This is a genomic window from Mycobacterium sp. NPDC050041 (genome assembly GCF_049541695.1).
Lineage (GTDB): Bacteria > Actinomycetota > Actinomycetes > Mycobacteriales > Mycobacteriaceae > Mycobacterium.
This window is the reverse complement of sequence record NZ_JBMVDG010000003.1, coordinates 472,330-490,139: the sequence shown is the minus strand read 5'-3', so window position 1 is coordinate 490,139 and position 17,810 is coordinate 472,330. Positions and strand designations below refer to the sequence as shown.

General features: G+C 69.6%; 16 protein-coding genes. 10 read left to right on the top strand and 6 right to left on the bottom strand.

Annotated features, from left to right (window positions below; genetic code table 11):
- Positions 1-13: 13 nt before the first annotated feature.
- Both ACPCHZ_RS12765 and ACPCHZ_RS12760 read right to left on the bottom strand, forming a co-directional pair.
- Positions 14-2,011, bottom strand: a complete 1,998-nt coding sequence (locus ACPCHZ_RS12765) for an SDR family oxidoreductase (RefSeq protein WP_423485080.1) — start codon at positions 2,009-2,011, stop codon at positions 14-16.
- Positions 2,012-2,043: 32 nt separating this feature from the next.
- Positions 2,044-2,469 carry a MarR family winged helix-turn-helix transcriptional regulator gene (locus ACPCHZ_RS12760; RefSeq protein WP_423485079.1) on the bottom strand — a complete coding sequence of 142 codons (426 nt, stop codon included), beginning with the start codon at positions 2,467-2,469 and terminating at the stop codon, positions 2,044-2,046.
- Positions 2,470-2,551: 82 nt separating this feature from the next.
- Between ACPCHZ_RS12760 and ACPCHZ_RS12755 the strand changes: the two genes are divergently transcribed.
- From ACPCHZ_RS12755 to ACPCHZ_RS12745, 3 genes are all read left to right on the top strand, one after another.
- A complete protein-coding gene (locus ACPCHZ_RS12755; RefSeq protein ID WP_423485078.1) occupies positions 2,552-3,421 on the top strand; it encodes a MaoC/PaaZ C-terminal domain-containing protein in 870 nt (289 codons plus the stop codon).
- A 106-nt stretch (positions 3,422-3,527) separates the two neighbouring features.
- Complete coding sequence (locus tag ACPCHZ_RS12750) at positions 3,528-4,415, top strand: universal stress protein (RefSeq protein WP_423485077.1); 888 nt, start codon at positions 3,528-3,530, stop codon at positions 4,413-4,415.
- Positions 4,412-5,950, top strand: a complete 1,539-nt coding sequence (locus ACPCHZ_RS12745) for an APC family permease (protein ID WP_423485076.1) — start codon at positions 4,412-4,414, stop codon at positions 5,948-5,950. Before ACPCHZ_RS12750 ends, ACPCHZ_RS12745 begins: the two co-directional genes overlap by 4 nt.
- Positions 5,951-5,973: 23 nt before the next feature.
- Here the strand turns inward: ACPCHZ_RS12745 and ACPCHZ_RS12740 are convergent, their stop codons facing one another.
- A complete protein-coding gene (locus ACPCHZ_RS12740; protein ID WP_364972271.1) occupies positions 5,974-6,750 on the bottom strand; it encodes a DUF4239 domain-containing protein in 777 nt (258 codons plus the stop codon).
- Positions 6,751-6,867: 117 nt separating this feature from the next.
- On the opposite strand from ACPCHZ_RS12740, the gene ACPCHZ_RS12735 reads away from it, so the two are divergent.
- Positions 6,868-10,161 (top strand): error-prone DNA polymerase, encoded by a 3,294-nt coding sequence (locus ACPCHZ_RS12735; protein WP_423485075.1) that lies wholly within the window; start codon positions 6,868-6,870, stop codon positions 10,159-10,161.
- Positions 10,162-10,173: 12 nt separating this feature from the next.
- On the opposite strand, the gene ACPCHZ_RS12730 is transcribed toward ACPCHZ_RS12735, so the two are convergent.
- Positions 10,174-10,788 carry a TetR/AcrR family transcriptional regulator gene (locus ACPCHZ_RS12730; protein WP_423485074.1) on the bottom strand — a complete coding sequence of 205 codons (615 nt, stop codon included), beginning with the start codon at positions 10,786-10,788 and terminating at the stop codon, positions 10,174-10,176.
- 161 nt (positions 10,789-10,949) lie between these two features.
- On the opposite strand from ACPCHZ_RS12730, the gene ACPCHZ_RS12725 reads away from it, so the two are divergent.
- The 6 genes from ACPCHZ_RS12725 to ACPCHZ_RS12700 are packed head-to-tail and all read left to right on the top strand — an operon-like array spanning position 10,950 to position 16,791.
- A complete protein-coding gene (locus ACPCHZ_RS12725; protein WP_423485073.1) occupies positions 10,950-11,630 on the top strand; it encodes an HAD-IA family hydrolase in 681 nt (226 codons plus the stop codon).
- On the top strand, positions 11,627-12,844 hold the full coding sequence (locus ACPCHZ_RS12720) for a sedoheptulose 7-phosphate cyclase (RefSeq protein ID WP_423485072.1): 1,218 nt from the start codon (positions 11,627-11,629) through the stop codon (positions 12,842-12,844). The genes ACPCHZ_RS12725 and ACPCHZ_RS12720 overlap by 4 nt, the downstream gene beginning before the upstream one ends.
- Positions 12,841-13,686, top strand: coding sequence for an O-methyltransferase (locus ACPCHZ_RS12715; protein WP_423485071.1), 846 nt, complete (start codon positions 12,841-12,843; stop codon positions 13,684-13,686). Before ACPCHZ_RS12720 ends, ACPCHZ_RS12715 begins: the two co-directional genes overlap by 4 nt.
- Positions 13,683-14,987, top strand: a complete 1,305-nt coding sequence (locus tag ACPCHZ_RS12710; protein WP_423485070.1) for an ATP-grasp domain-containing protein — start codon at positions 13,683-13,685, stop codon at positions 14,985-14,987. Before ACPCHZ_RS12715 ends, ACPCHZ_RS12710 begins: the two co-directional genes overlap by 4 nt.
- Complete coding sequence (locus ACPCHZ_RS12705; RefSeq protein WP_423485069.1) at positions 14,987-16,024, top strand: D-alanine--D-alanine ligase family protein; 1,038 nt, start codon at positions 14,987-14,989, stop codon at positions 16,022-16,024. The genes ACPCHZ_RS12710 and ACPCHZ_RS12705 overlap by 1 nt, the downstream gene beginning before the upstream one ends.
- The gene (locus tag ACPCHZ_RS12700; protein WP_423485068.1) at positions 16,012-16,791 is read left to right on the top strand and encodes a TauD/TfdA dioxygenase family protein; all 780 of its coding nucleotides are present in this window, start codon (positions 16,012-16,014) and stop codon (positions 16,789-16,791) included. Before ACPCHZ_RS12705 ends, ACPCHZ_RS12700 begins: the two co-directional genes overlap by 13 nt.
- On the opposite strand, the gene ACPCHZ_RS12695 is transcribed toward ACPCHZ_RS12700, so the two are convergent.
- Complete coding sequence (locus ACPCHZ_RS12695) at positions 16,781-17,416, bottom strand: class I SAM-dependent methyltransferase (protein WP_423485067.1); 636 nt, start codon at positions 17,414-17,416, stop codon at positions 16,781-16,783. The two genes, ACPCHZ_RS12700 and ACPCHZ_RS12695, sit on opposite strands and share 11 nt — an antisense overlap.
- Positions 17,392-17,805 (bottom strand): TIGR03667 family PPOX class F420-dependent oxidoreductase, encoded by a 414-nt coding sequence (locus tag ACPCHZ_RS12690; RefSeq protein WP_364972246.1) that lies wholly within the window; start codon positions 17,803-17,805, stop codon positions 17,392-17,394. Before ACPCHZ_RS12690 ends, ACPCHZ_RS12695 begins: the two co-directional genes overlap by 25 nt.
- Positions 17,806-17,810: the final 5 nt, after the last annotated feature.

Genomic DNA, 17,810 nt, shown 5'->3' with positions numbered 1-17,810 from the left:
AGGATACGCGGCGTTACCAGTGCACGCCGGGAACGAGTCGCACCATGCGCTTGACCGGTCGCGGCATCCGGATCGGAGACGCAGTCGGGCGGGACGGACGCGCCGGCCGGCGCGCGCTGGTGGTGTCGGCGTCGACGCCCCTGGCGGCGGCCGAATCCGGATAGCCCAGGTAGATCTGATGCAGCACCCGGCGGGATAGCCTGGGCGCGAAGTACATCCCGATGTCGGCGAGGGTGCCGACCGGGGTGTCGATGCGCGCGGGCTTGTCGATCAGTGCCCGCACGATCATCGCGGCGGCGTGGTCGGCGGTGATCGGCGGCATCGGGTTGAGCTTGCGCGACGGCGCAATCATCGGGGTCTTCACCAGCGGCATGTGGATCGTGGTGAACGTGACGTGATCGGACAACGTCTCGGTGGACACCACGTCGGCGAACGCGTCGAGCGCGGCCTTGCTGGGCACGTAGGCGCTGTACTTCGGGCTCGCGGCCTGCACGCCCGCGCTGGACACGTTGACCACGTGGCCGAACCGGCGTTCCTGCCAGTGCGGGAGCAGCGCGAGCACCATGCGCACCGCGCCGAAGTAGTTGACGGCCATCACCCGCTCGTAGTCGTGCAGCCTCTCGGTGGAGTTGGCCACCGACCGGCGGATCGAGCGGCCGGCGTTGTTCACCAGGTAGTCGACGTGGTCGAACCGGCCGAGGATGTCCTTCACGGTGGCGTCCACGGACGCCGAATCGGCGACGTCGCAGGTGAAGGCATGCGCCTGACCGCCCGCGGCGCGGATCTCGGCGACCAGGTCGTCGAGCGCCTCGGCGTTGCGCGCGAGCGCGAACACCGTCGCCCCGCGCGCGGCGACCGCGAGGGCGGCGGCGCGGCCGATCCCGCTGGAGGCCCCGGTGATGACGACATGCCTGCCCACCAGCGGGCCTGCCGGATCGTCGCGGCGGGCCCGGTCGGGATCGAGGTGCTCGGCCCAGTACCGCCACAGCCGCGGGGCGTACGAGGAGAAGGCAGGCACCTCGATGCCGGTGCCGCGCAACGCTTCCACGGTGTTGTCGGCGGTGAAGGTGGGGACGAGGTCGACGACGTCCAGGATCTCGGCGGGCACGCCGAGTTGGGTGGCCGCCATGTTCCGCCAGACCTTCAGCCGCCCGGTCGCGCCGAGCACCGGCGCGGCCGTCACCCGCGGCAGCGTGCCGCGCAGCGGCGGCAGGCCCGCGGCCTTCGCCACGCCCCGGTAGATGCCGCGCAGTCCGATGGTCCCCGGTGCGGTCAGGTGGAACGTCTGGCCGTCGCGGCCCTCGGCATGCATCAGCTCCGTCAGCGCCCGCGCCACATAGTCGACCGGGACGATGTTGGTGCGACCGGTGTCGGGCAGCGCGATCGGGGTGAAACCGGGCAGCCGCGACAGCTTCGCCAGCAGACCGAAGAAGTAGTAGGGGCCGTCGATCTTGTCCATCTCGCCGGTCCGCGAGTCGCCGACCACCACGGCGGGCCGGTACACCCGGTAGCGCAGGCCGGAAGCGGACCGCACCAGCAGTTCGGCCTCGAACTTGGTCTGGTGATACGGCGTCGGGAGTTCCTGCGCGACGTCGAAATCGTCCTCGGTGAACTGTCCGCGGTAGGTGCCCGCCACCGCGATCGACGACACGTGGTGCAGGGTGGCGTCGAGGCGGCGGGCCAACTCGATCACCGCGCGGGTGCCCCCGACGTTGGCGGCCCGCTGGGCGGCGTCGTCGGCGGTGATGTCGTACACCGCGGCGCAGTGCACCACGTGGTCGACGTCGCCGAGCTCGGCGACGGCCTCGTCGGTCAGGTCGAGGCCGGCCGCGGTCAGGTCACCGACCAGCGGTCGGACCTGTTCACCCCACGGGCCGGCGAGGCGTTCGAAGCGGGACAGCGACTCGCGGCGGACCAGCACCCACACCTGGGCGGCGGTGCTGCGGGCGACGATCTCGGACACGACCCGGCGTCCAATGAACCCGGTACCGCCGGTAACGACATAGCGCATGAGGGCCATGGTCACCCCTGGCCCGGCAAAGGTCAATAAGGTGTGACGCTGCCGTACAGACTCGTCAACGCCTCGGTCAGAGTGCGCGCGTCGTCGGCGGTGACACCGAAACCGACGCTGCACAGCGCCGCCGTCGCCCCCTCCGCGACCGCCCGGCCCTCACCGGTGATCGTGACCAGCGTGGCGCGCCGGTCGGTGGGGTGGCGCTGCCGTGTCAGCAGACCGCGCTCGGCGAGGCGGTCGCAGGCGATGCTCACCGTCGTGGCGTGCACCGACAGCCGCCGGGCCACCTCGCCCAGCAACCGCACCCCGTCGGCCTGCTGCAACTCCTTGAGGATCTCGTAGTCGATGAGCCGCAGTGCGAAGCCCGACTTCAGCTGCTGGTCCACCGCCGCCGTCATCGATCGGTGCAGCCGGAGCACCGCACTCATCGCCAAGTGCCCGCTCGGGTCGACCATTCCCCTTCCATAGCCACTATTCGATCTGCTAATCGTCTTTGCGGTACCGGTATGGTCCGTCTCAGCCGAGAAGGGAGTGTCCATGCCGATCGACCCGACCGCCGTGGGGAAGAAGTCCGCACCGCAACTGCTCGAGTGGACCGACCGCGAAACCCTGCTGTACGCGCTCGGGGTGGGTGCGGGCACCGCCGATCTGGCGTTCACCACCGAGAACAGCCACGACCTCGAGCAGCAGGTGCTCCCCACCTACGCCGTCATCGCGAGCCCCGCGTGGGGAGCGGTCGGCGAAGTCGGGTCCTTCAACTTCGGCATGCTGCTGCACGGGTCCCAGCAGATCCGGCTGTTCGCACCGCTGCCGCCGGCCGGCAAGCTCAGCGTCGTCTCCGAGGTGGCCGACATCCAGGACAAGGGTGAGGGCAAGAACGCGATCCTGGTGTTCAAGGGCACCGGCACCGACCCGGACACCGGCCAGGTGGTCGCGGAAACGGTGTCCACCGCCGTCATCCGCGGCGAGGGCGGATTCGGCGGCCAACCCGGCGAGCGCCCGGCCGCGCCACAGATCCCCGACCGCGCGCCCGACGCGCAGATCGCCCTGCCGACCCGCGAGGACCAGGCGCTGCTCTACCGGCTCACCGGCGACCGCAATCCTCTGCACAGCGATCCGTGGTTCGCCAAGGAACTCGCCGGTTTCCCGCGGCCGATCCTGCACGGCCTGTGCACCTACGGCGTGGCGGGCCGGGCGCTGGTGGCCGCGCTCGGCGGCGGCGACGCCACCAAGATCACCGCCGTCGGCGCCCGCTTCACCTCCCCGGTGTTCCCCGGCGAGACGCTGACGACCTCGATCTGGCGCACGGACCCCGGCCGGGCGGTGTTCCGCACCGAGGCCGCAGGCCCGGACGGCGCGGACAGCAGGCTGGTTCTCGAGGACGGCACCGCCGAGTACACCGACTGAGCGGGCGTCCCGGCGCGCGTATTTCGCCGAAGCCGTCGCCAACCGTTGCCCCGGTTGACAGGATCATCACGACGGTCGGACGAGACGCGAACGGGCGGTGGTGGTCGTGAGACTGGTGGTCGGTTTTCTCGCAACGCCCGGGGGCGGTGACGCCCTGGCGCTCGGTGTGCGGTTGGGCCGCACACTCGGCGCCGAGGTGCACGCCTGCATCGTGATGCCACCCGATCGCGGCGTGCCTGCGATGGTGACGACCGGTGGCTACGAGGACCTGCTCGCCGAGCAGGCCACGGAGTGGCTCGACCGCGCGCTCGGGGCGGTGCCCGATGACGTTGTGACCCAGGGCCACGTCAGCTTCTCCGCCTCGTACGCCGACGGGCTCATCCGGGAGGCGGGCCGGCTCGAGGCGGACGCGCTCGTGGTGGGCGGATCGGGTGGCGGCCTGGCCGGCAGCTTCTCCCTGGGCTCGGTGGTGAACGAACTGCTGCACTCGTCGCCGGTGCCGGTGGCCGTCGCCCCGCGCGGAGCGCGTCTGTCCGGGATCGAGCGGGTCCGCGAGGTGACCTGCGCCATCGGTGAGCGCGAGGGCGCCGATCTGTTGCTGGACAACGCGGTTCGGTTCAGCATGGCGGCGGGCACGCCGCTGCGCCTGGTGTCGCTGGTGGCACTCGACCCCACCTTCGGCACCCTGCGCGGTGACGCCGACGCCGTGCACAGGCGAGCGCTCGACCATGCCGCGCGGACGCTGGACACGGCGAAAAGCGAGCTCCCGGAAGGCTTTCCAGTGACGTCGACGGTGGTCGACGGGCCGTCGGTGGAGAGCGCCGTCAGCAAGCTGGAATGGCGCGACGGTGACCTCATCATGGTGGGTTCGAGCCGCCTCAGCGCACCGAAGCGGCTCTTCCTCGGTTCCACGGCGGCCAAGATGCTGCGCGTCCTCGACGTGCCGATGGTCGTCGTGCCCCGCGACCAGCTCGGTGACGAGGACCTCCCATGACGGAGGTGACCCCGCACGACGGCGACACCGGTCTGAAGTCGAAGGGCCTGGCCGCGGGCAAGGTCGGCACACTCTCGGGAGCCGTGCTCGGCATCTCCTGTGTCGCACCCGGGTACACGCTGACGGCCAGCATCGGGCTGATCGTCGCCGCGGTCGGGCTGAAGATGCCCGCCATCTTCATCGCCGGGTTCATCCCGATGTTCCTGACCGCCTACGCCTACCGCGAACTGAACTCCCGCGCGCCGGACTGCGGTGCGTCGTTCACGTGGTCCACCAAGGCGTTCGGCCCCTACGTGGGGTGGGTGTGCGGCTGGGGGATGGTGGCGGCGTCGATCATCGTGCTGTCCAACCTCGCCGCGATCGCGGTCGAGTTCTTCTATCTGTTCTTCGCCAGGATCCTCAACCGGCCGGAGATCGCCGACCTCGCGGACAACACCGTGGTCAACATCCTCACCACCCTGGCGTTCATCGCGGTCGCCACGTACATCGCCAGCCGCGGCATCACCACCAGCCAGCGCGTCCAGTACATCCTCGTCGGCTTCCAGATGGTGGTGCTGCTGGCGTTCGCGGTCGCGGCGCTCTGGCATGTGGGCGTCGGTGACGCGCCGGCCGGCCTGGCGTTCGACCTGGACTGGTTCAACCCGTTCACCGGATTGGCGTTGAGCGCCTTCGTGATCGGCGTGACGGGGTCGATCTTCGCGTTCTGGGGCTGGGACACCTGCCTGACGCTGGGCGAGGAGTCCAAGGACCCGACGAAGGTGCCGGGCCGGGCCGGGCTGGTGTGCGTGCTGTCGATTTTGTTGACCTACCTGCTCGTCGCCGTCGCGGTGATGATGTACGCCGGCGTCGGCGCCGACGGCCTCGGACTGGGCAACGAGGAGAACGCCGACAACGTGTTCGGTGCGCTCGCCGACCCGGTGCTGGGCACCTGGGCCGGACCCCTGCTGTTCCTGGCGATCTTCGCCTCGTCGGTGGCCAGCCTGCAGACGACGTTCCTGCCCGCGGCGCGCGCGATGCTCGCGATGGGCGCCTACCGCGCGTTCCCGGACCGATTCGCATCGGTGCACCCGCGGTTCCTGGTGCCGGTGTTCAGCACCGTCGTCGCCGGTGTGGTCACCGGCGTGTTCTACACCGTGGTCAGCCTGCTCTCCGAGAGTGTGCTGCTGGATACCATTGCGGCGCTGGGCATCATGATCTGCTGGTACTACGGCATCACCGCGTTCGCGTGCGTGTGGTATTTCCGCCGCGAGTTGTTCGCCAACCTGCACAACGCGGTGTTCAAGTTCCTGTTCCCGTTGCTCGGCGGACTGGTGCTCGCCGCGGTGTTCGTGATCTCGGTGCGGGAGAGCATGAATCCCGAGAACGGCAGCGGCACGTCGATCGGCGGTATCGGCCTGGTCTTCTACATGGGCTTCGGCATCCTGCTGCTCGGCGCCGTGCTGATGCTGGTCTGGCGGGTGCGCAGCCCGGGGTTCTTCCGGGGGGAGACGCTGCGACGCGACACCCCGGCGCCGGTGGACACCCGGGTCGGTTAGGGCGGCACGCGCCTGGTCGGCGACTACTCCGACCACACCTGCAGCACCGTCACGTACGGGGCGGGCTCCACCGAGAGTGCGCCGACGTACGGGTGCTCGAGGGCGAAGATGAGGTACATGACGAATCCCAGCAGGGCCGCCGTCAGCCCCACCGCCAGTGCGTGAACCAGGAGATCGCGGGTGCCGAACAGGAAGGTGAACGCCATCACCACGCCGCCGCCACCCAGCAGGAGAACCCAGAGTTCGCCGGGGACCGACGCCTCGCCGGTCGACACCCGCATCTTGCGGTTGGCGCTGAGGTCGTTCAACCGGACGATCGCGTGATCGAAGAAGGCGATCTCGTTGCGGCTCTCCGGCTGCACCGTCAGGTAGGTCTCCCAGACGTCGGCCAGTTCGTCGGACTGCTCCTCGATGGTCTCGCCGCGGCGCATCCGCGGGAACTCGTCGTCGATCACGTCCCGGGTGTAGGCGATCAGGCTCTGCTGCACCGCGACGCGGGACTCCGCCGGCAGAGCTGCCGAGTCGCGGAGTAGATCGGCGATCGCACTGGCCTCGAGGCCACTCGCGTCCTCGGCGTCACCGAACTGCTCCCACACCACCACCACGACGAACGCGACGAGCACGGCATAGAGGACGCCGGCGAGCTGGAACACCGTGCTGGACACCGCATTCGCGTTCTCGAGTCTGGTGTGGGAAACGGCCTTGCGGAACACGAGAAGGCCGCCGACGGAGAATCCGACGACGGCGGCGACCCACAGCAGACCGAGAATCGGCGCAGGAATCTGCAGCAGCCAGATCACACACGATTATGACCACGGACGTCGGCCGAGCGACGGCAAACACACCGCAGCGTCGGCGAGTGGTCAGGCGGGCAGCGTAACCGAGTCGTTCGAACGCGCGTTCGATACACTGGCAGGATGGCGTGGAACGACGGGCCGTCGAACTGGCCGGAGATGGAGCGGGTGCTCAACAGCAAGCCCCGCCGCGCCGGCGCGCCCCTGGCCGAACCCACCGGCGACGGCGGTGACAGTCCGGCCTGGTCCAGCAGGCGCGGCGCCTACGAGCCGGTGGGGGAGAACCGGCTCGCCTCGTCGGTGCCGTACGCCGAACTGCACGCGCACTCGGCGTACAGCTTCCTCGACGGCGCCAGCACGCCCGAGGAGCTCGTCGAGGAGGCCGCCCGGCTGGATCTGCGCGCCATCGCGCTGACCGACCACGACGGGCTCTACGGGGTGGTGCGCTTCGCCGAGGCAGCCCATGAACTCGGCGTGCAGACCGTGTTCGGCGCCGAGCTGTCGCTGGGCAACACCGCCCGCACCGAGGTGCCCGACCCGCCCGGCCCCCATCTGCTGGTGCTGGCCCGCGGACCCGAAGGCTATCGCCGGTTGTCGCGCGAGATCGCCAGGGCCCACCTCGCGGGCGGGGAGAAGGGCAAGCCGCGCTACGACTACGACATGCTCACCGAGGCGGCGGGCGGTCACTGGCACATCCTCACCGGCTGTCGCAAAGGCCATGTGCGACAGGCATTGTCGCAGGGCGGCCCGGAAGCCGCCGGAGCGGCGCTGGCAGACCTGGTGGACCGGTTCGGCCGCGACCGGGTCAGTGTCGAGCTCACCGACCACGGCCATCCTCACGACGATGAACGCAACGCCGCGCTGCTCGAGCTGGCACCGCGCTACGGTCTGGGCGTGGTGGCCACCACCGCGGCGCACTTCGCTGCGCCGTCGCGGGGGCGGCTGGCCATGGCGATGGGGGCGATCCGGGCCCGCAACTCGATCGATGACGCGGCGGGTTGGCTGGCGCCGCTGGGCGGATCGCACCTGCGGTCGGGTGAGGAGATGGCGCGGCTGTTCGCGCACTGCCCGGAGGCGGTCCTGGCCGCCGCCGACCTCGGCGAGCAGTGCGCGTTCGGGCTGACGCTGATCGCCCCGCAGCTGCCGCCCTTCGACGTCCCACCGGGGCACACCGAGGACAGCTGGCTGCGGCATCTGGTGATGACCGGCGCCCGCGACCGGTACGGGCCGCCGGAGCGGGCGCCGCTGGCCTATCACCAGATCGAACACGAGCTGAGGGTCATCGAAGAGCTGTCCTTCCCGGGCTATTTCCTGGTGGTGCACGACATCACCCGGTTCTGCCGGGAGAACGGCATCCTGGCCCAGGGGCGGGGCTCGGCGGCCAACTCCGCGGTCTGTTATGCCCTCGGCGTCACCAACGTCGACCCGGTCGCCAACGAGTTGCTGTTCGAGCGGTTCCTGTCCCCGGCGCGGGACGGGCCGCCCGACATCGACATCGACATCGAGTCCGATCTGCGCGAGCAGGCCATCCAGTACGTCTACCAGCGCTACGGCCGCGACTACGCCGCCCAGGTCGCCAACGTCATCACCTACCGCGGGCGCAGCGCCGTGCGTGACATGGCCCGCGCGCTCGGCTTCTCCCAGGGGCAGCAGGACGCCTGGAGCAAGCAGTTCGGGCAGTGGGGAAAACTCGCGGACACCAAGCACGTCGAGGGCATCCCCGAGCAGGTGATCGACCTGGCCCAGCAGATCTCCAACCTGCCGCGGCACATGGGCATCCACTCGGGCGGCATGGTGATCTGTGACCGGCCGATCGCCGACGTGTGCCCGGTGGAGTGGGCCCGCATGGAGAACCGCAGCGTGTTGCAGTGGGACAAAGACGATTGTGCCGCAATCGGTCTGGTGAAGTTCGACATGCTCGGGCTGGGGATGCTCTCGGCGCTGCACTACTGCATCGACCTGGTCGCCGAGCACAAGGGCATCGACGTCGACCTGGCCCAGCTCGACCTCTCCGAGCCCGCCGTGTACGAGATGCTGCAGCGGGCCGACTCGGTCGGCGTGTTCCAGGTGGAGTCACGTGCGCAGATGGCCACCCTGCCCCGGCTCAAGCCGCGGCTGTTCTACGACCTGGTGGTCGAGGTTGCGCTGATCCGGCCCGGGCCGATCCAGGGCGGGTCCGTGCACCCGTACATCAAGCGGCGCAACGGCGAGGAGCCGGTCACCTACGACCACCCGTCGATGGAGTCCGCTCTGCGGAAGACGCTGGGAGTGCCGCTGTTCCAGGAGCAGCTGATGCAGCTGGCCGTCGACTGCGCGGGCTTCACCGCCGCGGAAGCCGACCAGCTGCGCCGGGCGATGGGCTCGAAGCGCTCCACCGAGAAGATGCGCCGGCTGCGTGGCCGTTTCTACGACGGGATGCGCAACCGGCACGGCATCACCGGTGACGTGGCCGACCGGATCTACGAGAAGCTCGAGGCATTCGCCAACTTCGGTTTCCCGGAGAGTCATTCGCTGTCGTTCGCGTCGCTGGTGTTCTACTCCTCGTGGTTCAAGCTGCACCATCCGGCCGCGTTCTGCGCCGCGCTGCTCCGCGCCCAGCCGATGGGGTTCTACTCGCCGCAGTCACTGGTGGCCGATGCCCGGCGGCACGGTGTCACCGTGCACGGCCCCGATGTCAACGCCAGCCTGGCGCACGCCACGTGTGAGAACCACGGGCTCGACGTCAGGCTGGGCCTCGGCAGCGTCCGCCACATCGGCGACGAGCTCGCCGAGAAGATCGTCGACGAGCGGAAGGTCAACGGCCCCTTCACCGATCTGCTCGATCTGACCGGCCGGGTGCAACTGTCGGTGCCGCAGACCGAGGCGCTGGCCACGGCGGGGGCGCTGGGCTGCTTCGGCGTCACCCGCCGCGAGGGTCTGTGGGCGGCTGGCGCGGCCGCCACCGAACGGCCCGACCGGCTGCCGGGTGTCGGCTCGTCGTCGCATGTGCCGTCGCTGCCGGGGATTAGTGAGCTGGAGTTGACGGCGGCCGACGTGTGGGCGACGGGCGTGTCCCCGGACAGCTATCCCACCCAGTACCTGCGTGAGCATCTCGACGCGATGGGGGTCGTGCCGGCCGACAAGCTGCTCGGCGTGCGGGACGGCAGCCGGGTGCTGGTCGCGGGTGCGGTGACCCACCGGCAGCGGCCTGCGACGGCGCAGGGCGTGACGTTCGTCAACCTCGAGGACGAGACCGGCATGATCAACGTGCTGTGCGCGCCGGGGGTGTGGGCGCGGCACCGCCGGCTGGCGCAGACCGCGCCGGCGATGGTGATCCGCGGCATCGTGCAGAACGCCACCGGCGCGGTGACCGTGGTGGCCGACCGGTTGGAGAAGCTCGATCTGCGGGTGGTGTCGAAGTCGAGGGACTTCCGCTGAGCCGCTGAGCCGCTAGCTCTTGTGCCCCAGCACGATGTCCACGGCTGCGGCGATCACCCGGTCCTCGGGGAGGTGGCCGAACATCAGCGACGGGCAGGCGACGACACCGGTGAGCATCGACACGGTCGCCTCGAGGTCGGCGCCGTCGAATCGCTGAGCCAGCATGTCCCGCAGATTGCGCTGGCCCGCCGAGTTGACCCGGTCGCGCAGGGCCGCTACGTCATCGACCGACGCCGACTGCGCCATCCCGGCCAGGATCTGGTCCAGCCGCAGTTCGCGGATGGCTTGCCGGAACACCGTCAGCTCGCCGACGATGTCGGCCCGCAGTTCGCCGGTGGGCTCGTGGTGGGGCATGTCCCCGAGCGAGTCGATCGCCATGGCGATGAGGTCGTAGCGCGACGGCCAGTGGGTGTACAGCGTCGACTTGGAGTAGCCGGCGGCTTCGGCCACCCGGGCATGGGTCACCTGCTCCCAGCCTTCGCCGATCAGCACGTCGAGTGCCGCGCGGGAGACGTCGGCGCGGGTGCGGCCGATGCGTGCGTCCTCGATGCCCGTGCGATCACCTCCCTCATCCGCGTCATGGATCCGACAGAAATTATCTGATGGACAACTCTTCCAATAGTGCATCAAGTGTGAAGTAATGGACGAACTGTTCAGTAGTGAACGGTCAGATTGGTTGTCATCGCGGGGTGTCGAGAAGCGGGCGTCCGCGACGCCGATAGCTGTCTCCCCAATGTGCGCGGCGTGCTCGAGCTGAGCGTTTCGCCGCCGACCAGGAAGGATCTCTCATGGCCGCCATCCTCTTCGGCTCCATCAGTACGGTTGCTGACACCTCGGAGCTGCAACGCCGGGCCTTCAACGATGCATTCGCCGACCACGGACTCGACTGGAACTGGTCGCAGGAGGACTACCGCGAGTTGCTCGGCTCCAACGGCGGGGCCGACCGGATCGACGAGTACGCCAAGGCCGTCGGCGACGAGGTCGACGCCGCCGCCGTGCACGCCACCAAGTCGGAGATCTTCCAGCGACTGGTAGCCGACTCCGGTCTGGAGCCGAGGCCCGGAGTGGCCGACGTCATCGACGCCGCCAAGGCCAAGGGCGTCAAGCTCGGCTTCGTCACCACCACGTCGCGGGCCAACCTCACCGCGCTGCTGTCCGCGCTCGAACCGCACCTCGGCGCAGATCCGTTCGATCTGATCGTCGACAGCGATGCGGTCGACACCCCGAAACCCGATGGTGCGTGCTATGTCTGGGCACTCGAGCAACTCGGCGAGGACGCCGCCAAGTCGGTCGCGATCGAGGACAACGCCGGCGGGGTGAAGGCCGCGACGGCCGCCGGGGTGACGTGCATCGCCTTCCCGAACGAGAACACCGAGGGCGCCGACTTCGGGTCCGCGGCCGAGACGGTCGATCATCTCGACCAGCGCCGGGTCGTCTCGCTGGCCGTGAGCGAGGGGTTCGCGGAATGAGCGACATGACTGCCCGGGTTTCGGCCACGGAGAAGGCCTTCCACGTCGAGGGTTACGAGAAGATCGAATACGATCTGCTCTACGTCGACGGCGTGTTCGACGTCGACCGCCCCGACCTTGCCGAGTGCTACCTGCCCTACGGCCGCGCCCTGATGGTGATCGACGAGACCGTCTACGCGCTCTACCGCGAGGCGATCGGTCACTACTTCGAACACCACGGCATCGCACTGACGGTGGTTCCGGTGCAGATCCGGGAGACGGCCAAGTCGCTGGAGACCTTCGAGCGCATCGTCGGCGAGTTCGACGCGTTCGGACTGGTCCGCACGGAACCGGTACTGGTAGTCGGCGGCGGGCTCACCACCGACGTCGCCGGATTTGCGTGCGCCAGTTACCGGCGCAACACCCCGTACATCCGCATCCCCACCACGCTGATCGGTCTGATCGACGCCAGCGTCTCCATCAAGGTCGCGGTCAACTACGGCAAGCACAAGAACCGGCTGGGCGCCTATCACGCCAGCCAGCGGGTGTTCCTCGACTTCTCGTTCCTGAAGACGCTGCCGGCCGACCAGGTGCGCAACGGCATGGCCGAACTCATCAAGATCGCGGTGGTCGGCAACGCCGACATCTTCCAGATGCTCGAGGAGCACGGGCCGGCACTGCTTTCCACCAGATTCGGCCACCTCGACGGCACACCGGAACTCCGCCGGGTCGGCGACCGGCTGACCTATCAGGCCATCGCGACCATGTTGGAGCTCGAAGCGCCCAACCTGCACGAGATCGACCTGGACCGGGTGATCGCCTTCGGCCACACCTGGAGCCCGACACTCGAGCTGTCACCACCGGTGCCGTTCTTCCACGGACACGCCATCAACATCGACATGGCGCTGTCGGTCACCCTCGCCGAGCGGCGCGGCCACCTCTCGACCGCCGACCGCGACCGCGTGCTGGCGGTGATGAGCGGGCTGGGCCTCGCGCTGGACAGCGACCACCTGACCCCGGAACTGCTGGAGCAGGCGACGAACTCCATCCTCAAGACCCGCGACGGCACCCTGCGGGCGGCGATCCCCGACCCGATCGGGCGCTGCCGCTTCCTCAACGACGTCTCCGTCGAAGAACTGTCCGACACGCTGACACTGCACAAGAAGCTGTGCATCGAGCTCGACCGCGGCGGTGACGGGATCGAGATGTTCACCGCTGCGGAGGTGGTGTCATGAGCGTGCAGTCCGAGCAGCGGCGTCTGCCCCGGGCGGTGACGCCGTCCACCATCCTGGCCGCGGAGCTCGACGAGGTCTGGCGACGGCTGCAGACCACACCCGACGTCGACGCCGAGACGCTGACGAGGCTGGCCCGCGCCCGTGATCTCGCCGCCGGGCTGGATTCCTACCTCGACCGGTGTACCACCCCCGAGTCGCCCGCGCTGGCCGAACTCGCCCGCCGCACCCAGGGGGCATACTGGACCGACGGGCTCGAGGCCGAGATGCTCTCCGGCCACGTCGAGGGTCAGGCGCTGAAGTTCCTGGTGCACATGACCCGTGCCACCCGGGTGCTCGAGATCGGGATGTTCACCGGCTACTCGGCGCTGGCCATGGCCGAGGCGCTGCCCGCCGACGGCGTGCTCGTCGCCTGCGAGATCGACCCCCACGCAGCGAAGTTCGCGCGGCAGTGCTTCGCCGCGTCCCCGTCGGGCAAGAAGATCACCGTCGCCGTGGCGCCGGCGATGGAGACGTTGGGCATGCTCGCCGAACGCGCCCGCCACGATCAGCTGCAGGCGTTCGACCTGGTGTTCATCGACGCCGACAAAGCCGGATACCTGAGCTACCTCGAGGTCCTGCTCGACACGGACCTGCTGGCGCCCGGCGCGGTGATCGCCGTCGACAACACGCTGATGCAGGGTCAGCCCTACGCGGTCAGCGGTGAGCCGACGGCCAACGGCGCGGCGATCGCGTCCTTCAACGCCGCCGTGACCGCCGACCCGCGCGTCGAGCAGGTGCTGCTCCCCGTCCGCGACGGACTCACCCTCATCCGCCGCGCCGACGTCCTGGTGGACGATTGGTGACGGCGACAGCGCGGTCGCACACGGGACGCACGGTGGCGGCACTGGCCGCGCTGTGCGCCACGCTGCCGATCGACCTCGCCGTCGTCGGGCTGGCGCTGGCGCGCCGCCGCCCGCCGCCGGCCCGGTCACCGGGACCCGTTGTGGTGCGGACCGTTCTGCTCACGGGCGGCAAGATGACCAAGGCGCTGCAGCTGGCGAGGTCCTTCCACCTCGCCGGGCACCGGGTGGTGCTGGTGGAGTCGGCGAAGTACCGCTGGACCGGCCACCGCTTCTCGAAGGCCGTCGACGCGTTCCACTGTGTTCCGGACCCGTCGGACCCCGGCTACGCCGAGGCGCTGCTCGACGTGGTGCGCCGGGAAGGGGTCGACGTCGTCGTGCCGGTGTCGAGCCCGGCGGCCAGCGTGCCCGACGCGCGGGCACGGACACTGCTCGACGGCGTCTGCGACGTGGTGCACGGTCAGGCCGACATCGTCGCCGCCCTCGACGACAAGTCCGAATTCTCCCGACTCGCAGTATTTCTGGGCCTGAGCGTGCCCGACACCCATCGCATCACCGACGCGCGGCAGGTCGAGGAGTTCGACTTCCCCGAGGGCAAGACCTATGTCCTCAAGCGGATCGCCTATCACCCGGTCGGCCGGACCGACCTGACCCCGCTGACCCGTGAGACACCCGAGCGCAACGCGGCATACGCCCGCTCACTGGCCATCTCCGGCGACGACCCGTGGATCCTGCAGGAATTCATCCCCGGCCGCGAGTACTGCACCCACGCCACCGTGCGCGACGGCGCGATCCGGGTCTACTGCTGTTGCGAGTCGTCGGCGTTCCAGGTGAACTACGCGCACGTCGACAAGCCGAGGATCCGGCACTGGGTCGAACATCTCGTCAAGAGCCTGGAGTTGACCGGCCAGGTGTCGTTCGACTTCATCGAGGCAGCGGACGGCACGCCGTACGCCATCGAATGCAACCCGCGGACGCATTCGGCGATCACCGTGTTCGGCGACGATCCCCGGGTCGCCGGCGCCTATCTCGACAACCAGCACGTCGAGATCACCCCGGCCGCCGATGCGCGGGCGACCTACTGGACCTACCACGAGCTGTGGCGTCTGCTGACCCGGGCCGGTCGGCCTGCGACCATGCTGCAGGGCCGCGACGCGATCTTCTCTTCGTGGGATCCGCTGCCCTACCTCATGGTTCACCATCTGCAGATCCCCTCGCTGCTGCTGGCCAACCTGCGCAGCGGCCGGGGATGGACCCGGATCGACTTCAACATCGGCAAGCTCGTCGAGGCAGGAGGCGACTGATGATCTCGGTGCTGCACCTCGTCGGCTCGCCCGTCGACGAGTTCCACGCCGACCTGTCCCGGCTGTACGCCCGCGACTGCCTCGCCGCACTCGACGCCCCACACCGGTACCGCCACCAGATCGCCCATGTCGCACCGGGCGGCACGTGGTGTTTCCCCGCCACCCTGGAGACCGAGAGTATCGCTGCGGCACAGTGCTACAGCACCGCGGCAGCCGTCGACCGGCTCTGCGCCATGCCCGTCGACGTGGTGGTGCCGCAGATGTTCTGCCGCCCCGGCATGACGACGTTCCGGGCACTGCTCGACCTGCTCGGGCTGCCCTACCTGGGGAACCGGCCCGAGGTGATGGCGATGACCGCCGACAAGGCGACGGCGAGGGCGGTCGTCGCCGCCACCGGGGTTTCGGTGCCCGACGGGCAGACGCTGCGGCCCGGCGACGAGCTGCGGATCCCGCTGCCGGTGGTGGTGAAGCCCGCCGCCGCGGACAATTCGGCGGGAGTCAGCCTGGTGCGTGACGGCGCCGAGCTGGGCGCCGCGGTGGACGCCGCGACGGTGCATGGTTCCGGCGTCCTCGTCGAGTCCTACGTCGAGCTGGGCCGCGAAGTGCGCTGCGGAGTGGTGGAGCGCGACGGCGACCTGTGGTGTCTGCCGCTCGAGGAGTACGCGGTGGATCCGTCGAGCAAGCCGATCCGCACAGCGGGGGACAAGCTGGCCCGCGGCGCCGACGGTCGGCTGTTCCTGGTGGCGAAGGACGTCAGCCGGGCGTGGATCGTCCCGACCGACGACCCTGTGACGCAACGAGTCTGGGCCGCGGCCAGGGCCTGCTACCGGGCGTTGGGATGCCGGCACTACGGCCTCTTCGACTTCCGCATCGACCCCGACGGCGAGCCGTGGTTCCTCGAGGCCGGCCTGTACTGCTCGTTCGCCGGGTCGAGCGTGATCGCCATGATGGCCGCGGCCGACGGCTGCGAGGTCGCCGATCTGTTCGCGCACGTGTTGCGGCAGGCCGAGATCGGATCGGCGTCGTGTTCCAGGTGAGGCAGTTGGCGCCGGTCGGCGCGCGGGTCGAAGGCCTGCGGGTCGGGGCGCTGGACGACGCGACCGTCCGCCGGTTGCGGCAGGTGCTCGCCCGCCATGGCGTGGTCATCATGTCCGGGCAGTGTGTCGGCGACACCGAATTCCTGGCGTTTCTACGGGCTTTCGGCGAGCTGATGTTCACGGCCGGGGAGACGCCGGTGCCCGGATACGCCGACCTGAACGTCATCAGCAATGTCGGGCGGACGACCCCGCCGCGGTCGAACTTCCACGTCGACACCACCTACGTGCGCCGTCCTCCCGCCTACACCGCGCTGCGCGCCGTCGACGTGCCGCGACACGGGGGTCACACCCTGTTCACCAACCAGTACCGGGCGTGGGAGACGCTGCCCGCGCACGTCCGCGGGGATCTGCGGGGCCGCACCATCACCCACGTCGTCACCGGCCTCGAGCTCGGCGACGACGACGAGACCTCGGCTTCTCACCCGGTCGCGCTGACGCATCCGTTGACGGGCCGCACCGCGCTGTACCTGTCGACGCCGAAGCGGTGTGCGGCGGTGAGCGGACTGTCCCCGGACCGGGCAGCCCGGGTGGTCTCGATGCTCGTCGCACACTCCACCCGCGAGGACAACGTGCTGCGCCACCAGTGGCGCCCCGGCGACGTGGTGATGTGGGACAACCGATGCGTGATGCACCGCGCGGACCACGACGGCGTCGACGGTGACCGGGTGATGCACCGCGGCATGGTCGCCGACGACGTCAGGGTTTGAGCCACCGCCACTGCGTCGACCACCACACCTCGGCGCCGGGCAGCGTGTCGCCGACCGCGTCGACCACGCCGGGGAACCAGTCCCGGTTGTAGTCGTCGCCGGACAGCCATCCGCCGGGACGCACCTTGGGCAGCCACGCCGCGATGTCGGCCCGCACGCTGTCGTAGTCGTGCCGGGCGTCGAGGTGCACCCAGGCCAGTGACTCGTCGGCGAACAGCGCGGCGGCCGCCAGCGAGTCGGTGATCAGCAGCTGTACCAGATCTGCTGCCCCGCAGGCGATCAGGTTGCGGTGCAGCAGTCCGGCGAAAGTGCCGCCGCCGAACTCCACCGCGGGGCCGTGAGCGTTGACCGCGCTGACACCCTCCGGACCGCTGCCCCGGCCGGTGTCCACACCGGTCACGGCGATTGCGCGACCGCTCGCGCGCACCACCTCGGCCAGTGAGCACAGACTCTTGCCCAGGTAGCAGCCCACCTCGACGAAGCGGCTGCCGTCACCGAAGTGGGCCACCGCTTCCTCCTGGCCGCCGCGCCATGTGAACCAGCCCGGGATGTCCTGCCAGGTGCTGACGGGCCGCTCGAAATCAGATGCGTTGTGCACGGTCACCCCGCGGTCGGCGTGGTCCACACCTTGTGGATGCGGATTCTTAGCCGGGTGCCGTAGGAGGCCATCGCGTCGGCGATGCCGATCTTCTCCGCGTCGGCGGAGTACTTGGCCCAGTAAGGCGCATCCTCGCGTGGGTCGGCGTCGGTGGCGTCGACGGTGGCCTCGCCGCCGATCACGATGATGCCCCCGCCGCTGCCGTCGGAGTCGAGGTTCAGGCTGACCTGCGGGTGGTTCTCGACGTGCCGCACCTTCGCCGCCTGCCCCTGGGTGTAGACGACGATGTCGGTGCCGTCGAAGTAGAACCACACCAGCCGGGGCACCGGCTGCCCCGATTTCGCCACCGTGGTGAGCCACCCGAAGTGGTCTGATTCGAGCCTGCCGGAAACCTCTTGAGTCAAGTCGACTGCCATGGAAG

Bases quoted from the DNA above. Each gene is read 5' to 3' on its own strand.
- ACPCHZ_RS12765 (WP_423485080.1), bottom strand. From the start codon at position 2,011: ATGCGCTATGTCGTTACCGGCGGTACCGGGTTCATTGGACGCCGGGTC.
- ACPCHZ_RS12760 (WP_423485079.1), bottom strand. From the start codon at position 2,469: ATGGTCGACCCGAGCGGGCACTTGGCGATGAGTGCGGTGCTCCGGCTG.
- ACPCHZ_RS12755 (WP_423485078.1), top strand. From the start codon at position 2,552: ATGCCGATCGACCCGACCGCCGTGGGGAAGAAGTCCGCACCGCAACTG.
- ACPCHZ_RS12745 (WP_423485076.1), top strand. From the start codon at position 4,412: ATGACGGAGGTGACCCCGCACGACGGCGACACCGGTCTGAAGTCGAAG.
- ACPCHZ_RS12735 (WP_423485075.1), top strand. From the start codon at position 6,868: ATGGCGTGGAACGACGGGCCGTCGAACTGGCCGGAGATGGAGCGGGTG.
- ACPCHZ_RS12730 (WP_423485074.1), bottom strand. From the start codon at position 10,788: ATGCACTATTGGAAGAGTTGTCCATCAGATAATTTCTGTCGGATCCAT.
- ACPCHZ_RS12725 (WP_423485073.1), top strand. From the start codon at position 10,950: ATGGCCGCCATCCTCTTCGGCTCCATCAGTACGGTTGCTGACACCTCG.
- ACPCHZ_RS12720 (WP_423485072.1), top strand. From the start codon at position 11,627: ATGAGCGACATGACTGCCCGGGTTTCGGCCACGGAGAAGGCCTTCCAC.
- ACPCHZ_RS12715 (WP_423485071.1), top strand. From the start codon at position 12,841: ATGAGCGTGCAGTCCGAGCAGCGGCGTCTGCCCCGGGCGGTGACGCCG.
- ACPCHZ_RS12705 (WP_423485069.1), top strand. From the start codon at position 14,987: ATGATCTCGGTGCTGCACCTCGTCGGCTCGCCCGTCGACGAGTTCCAC.
- ACPCHZ_RS12690 (WP_364972246.1), bottom strand. From the start codon at position 17,805: ATGGCAGTCGACTTGACTCAAGAGGTTTCCGGCAGGCTCGAATCAGAC.